General features: G+C 35.8%; 6 protein-coding genes. All 6 read right to left on the reverse strand.

Going from position 1 to position 5,836, the window contains the following annotated elements:
- Positions 1 to 460 precede the first annotated feature (460 nt).
- Entirely contained in the window at positions 461 to 616 is a 156-nt protein-coding gene (locus OZD64_RS00825) for a hypothetical protein (RefSeq protein WP_167513690.1), read from the reverse strand.
- A 325-nt stretch (positions 617 to 941) separates the two neighbouring features.
- Positions 942 to 1,241 carry a type II toxin-antitoxin system RelE family toxin gene (locus OZD64_RS00830; protein ID WP_010962566.1) on the reverse strand — a complete coding sequence of 100 codons (300 nt, stop codon included), beginning with the start codon at positions 1,239 to 1,241 and terminating at the stop codon, positions 942 to 944.
- Positions 1,222 to 1,446, reverse strand: coding sequence for a hypothetical protein (locus OZD64_RS00835; RefSeq protein WP_010962565.1), 225 nt, complete (start codon positions 1,444 to 1,446; stop codon positions 1,222 to 1,224). Before OZD64_RS00835 ends, OZD64_RS00830 begins: the two co-directional genes overlap by 20 nt.
- A gap of 94 nt (positions 1,447 to 1,540) precedes the next feature.
- Positions 1,541 to 3,247, reverse strand: a complete 1,707-nt coding sequence (gene argS, locus OZD64_RS00840) for an arginine--tRNA ligase (protein WP_274999131.1) — start codon at positions 3,245 to 3,247, stop codon at positions 1,541 to 1,543.
- 93 nt (positions 3,248 to 3,340) lie between these two features.
- Entirely contained in the window at positions 3,341 to 3,559 is a 219-nt protein-coding gene (locus tag OZD64_RS00845; RefSeq protein ID WP_010962563.1) for a hypothetical protein, read from the reverse strand.
- Positions 3,560 to 3,754: 195 nt separating this feature from the next.
- Entirely contained in the window at positions 3,755 to 5,461 is a 1,707-nt protein-coding gene (locus tag OZD64_RS00850) for an ABC transporter ATP-binding protein (RefSeq protein ID WP_274999132.1), read from the reverse strand.
- Positions 5,462 to 5,836: the final 375 nt, after the last annotated feature.

The raw sequence follows: 5,836 nt of genomic DNA on the forward strand, positions 1-5,836 counted from the left end.
TATCATGAAACTGAAGCTATTTATTTATCTTCGCAATCTGTGCAGGTTAATGACAAAAAACTTAGGGTATTTGGCGTCTCATGTTTAATTTTTCGCACTACGTGCATCGCATGTCTTTAAAAATTTTTAGGTTTTTACCTATATAAGCCGAAACGCGCTTACAAAGCGTTTAAGACAGCAAAAAACGTCAAATTGACAAGGGAGAATTTGAATGCTAGCTACTACGGGGTTTCTTTGCCTTTTTTCCTGCTTAGTAAATTTCTTAAACACTTGCGGTGTAGGTTAGTTGCAAGTTAAAAGCAGCTAAATCGCTCTTAATCAAGCGTTTTAGAATAAAAAAAACGCCGATATTTTAGTACATAGTAAATAGCCAACCACCATGGGGCTTCTTTTGCCTTTTTTTTCATTTGGTAAATTTCTTAAACATTTATAGTTGCAATTTAAGAGCCCGTAAAGGGTGTCATTCCAGTGCCCCTGTGATGTATTCCAGTGCTTGACACTGGAATACAGTTTTCCATATAATCTCATCGAAAATGTTGTAACCACTTTCCATGCTAGTTTGCTTGTTCACAAGCAAACTTTTCTGGATCCCAGTGTCTGGGCACTGGGATGACAAGAGAAGGTACTAGCCTGACACCCTGACAACCGTCATCCCGCTGCTTGTTAGCGGGATCTATGCTAATGCCCTTTTATTCTTTCAATTATGTTATTTCCATTTAAATCTGTCTGTTCCGCAACTTCAGTGAATACAGTTGAATACTCCCTAAAACTGATCGTCATAACTTTACCCTACTTTGAATAATATTTTGATCATTACATATTGTAACAAAAAAAATCAACTCATTTCTTCTAACGGCTCTATATTAAAGATAGAAAGTCCAGAAGCAATGACGTGTGCTAAGGCTTGGACAAGTTGCAGCGGTGAGATCTTTCTTATATTTTTAATTGTGTAATCTTCTGTGTTTGTAAATGTTTTTTCTATACCCCACTGCAGTAATAAGTACTTTACGTTCTGAATGATTTATGATGTAAATTATACGGTAGTTGCTAACCCTTATCCTATATTGCCCTCTAAAGCTATGACATAAAGGCTTTCCTAGATTAAAAGGATCAACTGTAAGGCGTTTCTTTATGGCCTCCTGAACCATTAATTTAATCTTTGCCGGAAGAGCTGGAATTTCTTTTTCAATAACATTTTTTAAGAATTTTATAGTGTAAGTTTTATTTCCAGATGTTTTCATCATCCTCTACTTCTTCTTCACCTTCAGAGAGGCGATCGTCAGCTATTTTGGATAGCTCTACATCTTCTTCGAACTCTTCTTCCACTAAATCTACTAAAACTTCAGGAATAGTTTTATTTTGAGTCTCTGCCATTTCTGTAAGATACTGAGCCAATTTACTGTCAAAACTTACATTAACATTGAGCTTTTTTTGACTGTGAGCCATATATTAACCAGAAAATACTACTATAAACTATAACATTTTTACTTAATTTTGTCAACTTCTCTATTCGTTGAAAAAACAATCTTGCATAAAAAAATCAACTCATCTCTTCCAAAGGCTCTATATTGAAGATAGAAAGTCCAGAAGCGATGACGTGTGCTAAGGCCTGCACGAGAAACATTCTTGCAGCGGTGAGGTTTAAGTTGTCTTCCAGTATGAAACGCATGTTTAAATCACTCTTGCCATACCCCCATAAAACGTGAAACGCTTCTGCAACTTCAAGTAAGTAGAAAGTAATTCTGTGTGGCTCACAAAGCCTTGCTGCAATTTCTACCACATCTGGCCACTTTGCTAAGGTTTTTATGAGGAAGAGCTCTCCACCTGTCCTTAAAAGTGAAGGATCTGCTGTTGGGAGCTCTTTTGGAGCATTACGTATTAACGAATGAGCACGAGCATGCGCATATTGCACGTAAAAAATAGGGTTGTCTTTTGACTGTTCTTTAACTTTAGCAAAATCAAAGTCCAAGACCATATCATTCTTGCGTGTTAGCATTATAAAACGAGTTATGTCCCTGCCAACTTCTTCCACTACATCTCTTGCTGTTAGGAAGTTTCCTGATCTTTTGGACATCTTAACAGGTTTGCCGTTCTCGAAAAAATTCACAATATTATGCAGTTTTACCTCTATTTTTGCTTGATCATCACTGAGCGCAGAGACGACTGCTTTGAGTCTTTTGACATAACCGCCGTGGTCACTACCAAGCTCTACGATCATATTGTTAAAACCACGCGATATCTTATCAAAATGGTAAGCGATATCCGAGGCAAAATAAGTCCAACTGCCGTCCTCTTTCTTCAATGCACGGTCAACGTCATCACCAAATTTTGTAGAGCGAAATAGCATCTCTTTTCTGGAAGTCCAATTTTCGCTTTCTTTGCCTTTTGGTTTCTCCAGGTACCCTTCATACACTAGACCCTTGTCAGACAATATCTTTATACTCTCTTCAATTTTGCCACTTTTTTGTAGCTCATACTCTGAAGTAAAAACATCATGATTTACTCCAAGTAAGTTCATGTCTTCCTTTATGATTTCTAAGATAGAACTTAAAGTATAGTCTCTAATCACTTGATTATCTTGCTTTTCTAGAAGCTCTGCGCCATATTTTTTGGCCAGCCCAGTCCCTATTGGTTTTAAATATTCACCTGGGTATAAACCTTTTTCGATGCTGATTTTTTCTCCCAGAGCTTCCTTATACCGCAAATATACTGACCGAATTAGCGTATCTATCTGCGCTCCAGCATCATTAATATAGTATTCCTTAGTAACTTTATAACCAACTTTTTTCAATAAATTTGCCAGAACGTCACCAAATACTGCCCCTCTTGCATGACCAATATGCAGTGGACCAGTTGGATTTGCAGATACAAATTCAACATTAATGGCCTGATTGTTCCCTATATCTAGGGTGCCAAACTCTGTTTTTAGCTCATTTATTTGTTTTAAAATTCCATGCCACACTTCTATTTTTAAGTGCATGTTGATGAAACCAGAGCCTGCTATTTCCACTTTTGCAACTTCATCAAAAAGTTCAAATTCTTTGGCTAAAACCTCTGCAATTTCAATGGGATTCTTCTTTTCATGCTTTGCAAGCACCATAGCAACATTTGTGTAAATGTCTCCATGGACTCTATTGCTTGGAGGCTCTATGATAAAGTTTGCTGCACTTGTGCTTATAACACCCCTTTGTTTCAACTCATTCAATTTACTAAAGATTAGAGAGGAAATCTGCTTAAAAATGTTCATTCACTATATTGCTATAAAATCTATAGCAGTATAGTGAATAAGTGGGACTAGTTGAAGGTTTATCTTAACTATTTTATCTTCCTGGATCAGAGTTTATATTAAGTCGTTGCCGTAACCATGGTAAGAGAAAGCCATACCTTCGCTGTAACCATCATTACCAGCATCAGGCTCTTCAACATCATCAGTTACTACCTGATCTTCAGTTGTGATTTTATCCTTGATCGTCTCGTCTACACCCTCATCACTATAAGAAAATTTGTTAGTATATGAATAGCGATTATTGATTTTATCACTATAGTTATGTTTTAACATAGAGACCTCCTATACAGTCAAAATTGGAATTACATTAAGATAGAACAAGCTATGAATATAACGTGAATGAAAGAAACTACAGATCACGAAATTTCCGGATAACTATGGAACCATTATAAAATAATAAAATTAAAAATTTAATAATTTTAATTATAAATCTAGCATATCAACTAACGGTATGATTTAAATTTTCTTTCAATTCCACTGTATCTTCGCCAGTTTTGCATACAGCCCGTCTTTACTCATTAGAAAGTCATGAGTTCCTACTTCTTCTACTTTTCCATGATTAATTACTATAATCTTGTCAGTCTTGAGTGCGGTTGATAGCCTGTGTGTAATTACGATTGTTGTTCTGTTTTGCATTAACTTGCTCAATGCTTTTTGCACGAGGTTCTCACTTTTGTAATCAAGGGCAGAGGTTGCTTCATCCAGTATTAAAACCTGAGGATTGTTGAGTATGGCCCTTGCTATTACAATACGTTGTTTTTGTCCTTCAGAAAGTTTTAATCCTCTTTTTCCTACAAATGTATCAAATTTATCAGGCAGCTTATCAATAAATTCCATCGCATAAGCGCTGATGGCTGCTTGCTTCACTTCCTCATATTCGGCACCTGATTTGCCATATAGTATATTTTCCATTATTGAGCAAGAAAATATCATGTGATCTTGTGGCACTAAGCCAAACAACGATCTGAGGTCATTTAGCGCAATTGACTTAATATTGTGCCCATCGATAGTAATGCTACCTTTGTTTGGATCATGAAAACGGAGCAGAAGCTTTAAAATGGTGCTTTTACCACTGCCAGATGGTCCAACAATTGATACTGCTTGACCTGCCTCTATAGAAAATGATACGTTATCTAATGCTGGCTTATCAGCATAAAAAAATGTTACACCATTAAACGAAATTCCTTTTTGAACACTATAAATTTTTATAGGATCATCGGCATCTACTATAGAGCTTTTCATATTTTTAAATTCAAATAAACGCTCTACTATTCCAAGACCTCGTTGTAAATCACTGATATTATCGCTCAAATTATTTATAGCTCCTGCCGCAAGCGCTGAATAAAACACAAATGAGGAGAGTTCTCCAATAGTTATATTATTGCTTAAGACTTCTTTAATACCAAAAAAGAGCAAAACAACTAGTGAACCTATCACACACGTGATAACTAGAGTTACTAGAATAGCACGCAAGAATACTAATTTTACGTATGATTTTGATACTGAGTTTAAATACTCCTTAAAACGGGTTTTTTCATTTTCTTCGAGTACAAACGATTTGATAGTCACTATAGATCTAAAATTTTCCTCACTAAATGACGCAAGCTCACTTAATTTATCCTGGGCAAAGCGTGCATAGCTACGCACTTTTTTTCCAAGTGAGGTCATGATAATGAGTAGTATAGGTATTATTGCGGCTGCATACGCAGTTAGTTGTATATTTGCATATAATAACATAGCAACACTGCCAATCAGAATCACAAAATTTCGTAATATGGTTAGTAAGCTGCTGTTTATTATTGATTGCAGCACAGAGGTATCAGTAATTAACGCTGAGATAACATCTTGTACGCCTGTGTTCTCAAAGAAACTTGGTTGCAAGTTAGTGATACTGCTATATAAGTCATATCTGATTCTTGCGATAACTTTCTCGCTGCCAATGCCAATGAAATATAACCGAGTAAATGCAGTGAGAGAAATGGCTAAAACTATAAGTATTGCAACTAATAGTTTGGTAGTAAAATCGTGCTCTGTGCCAGAATCAATTATATTGCTTAAGCCTCTGCCAAAGAGGAGGATCGTTAAGGCTGAAAATAAAACTGCAATAAAAGCTATGACAAAATAGGATAGATTAGGCTTTATATAGTAAAATAACTGCCTAATATTAGATCGCATCTTATTTTAAAGTTTCTAAAGTTAAGTATATAGATTTTAGTTTCAGGGGAAAGGGGAAAAGTGTAGTATGAAGCAATTTAGGTTCTGCAGCTGTTGTGATTTTAGTCCACCAAGAAAGGGTAGTAGCTCGCAGAAACAAAAAACTTACTTGACAAACTCCGCCAGCCCCCTTATCATAAAATTGAAGCTATTGTATTTGCTTTCGCCAATCTGCAGATTAAAAGGTAAGGATTACTTAATGTATCGGCGTCTTATGTTTAATTTTTTGCAGTACATAGATACTGTATGTCTTTACAAAACTTCATCTACATCTAGATTTTTATCTAAATAAGCTGAACGCGCTTATAAAGCGTTACAAGACATCAAAAAATGCCA

This window comes from Wolbachia endosymbiont of Drosophila tristis (assembly GCF_028981745.1).
Lineage (GTDB): Bacteria > Pseudomonadota > Alphaproteobacteria > Rickettsiales > Anaplasmataceae > Wolbachia > Wolbachia pipientis.

What these genes read in the sequence shown, in the direction of transcription:
- OZD64_RS00830 (WP_010962566.1), bottom strand. Translation starts at nt 1,241, where the DNA reads ATGAAAACATCTGGAAATAAAACTTACACTATAAAATTCTTAAAAAAT.
- OZD64_RS00835 (WP_010962565.1), bottom strand. Translation starts at nt 1,446, where the DNA reads ATGGCTCACAGTCAAAAAAAGCTCAATGTTAATGTAAGTTTTGACAGT.
- argS (WP_274999131.1), bottom strand. Translation starts at nt 3,247, where the DNA reads ATGAACATTTTTAAGCAGATTTCCTCTCTAATCTTTAGTAAATTGAAT.
- OZD64_RS00845 (WP_010962563.1), bottom strand. Translation starts at nt 3,559, where the DNA reads ATGTTAAAACATAACTATAGTGATAAAATCAATAATCGCTATTCATAT.
- OZD64_RS00850 (WP_274999132.1), bottom strand. Translation starts at nt 5,461, where the DNA reads ATGCGATCTAATATTAGGCAGTTATTTTACTATATAAAGCCTAATCTA.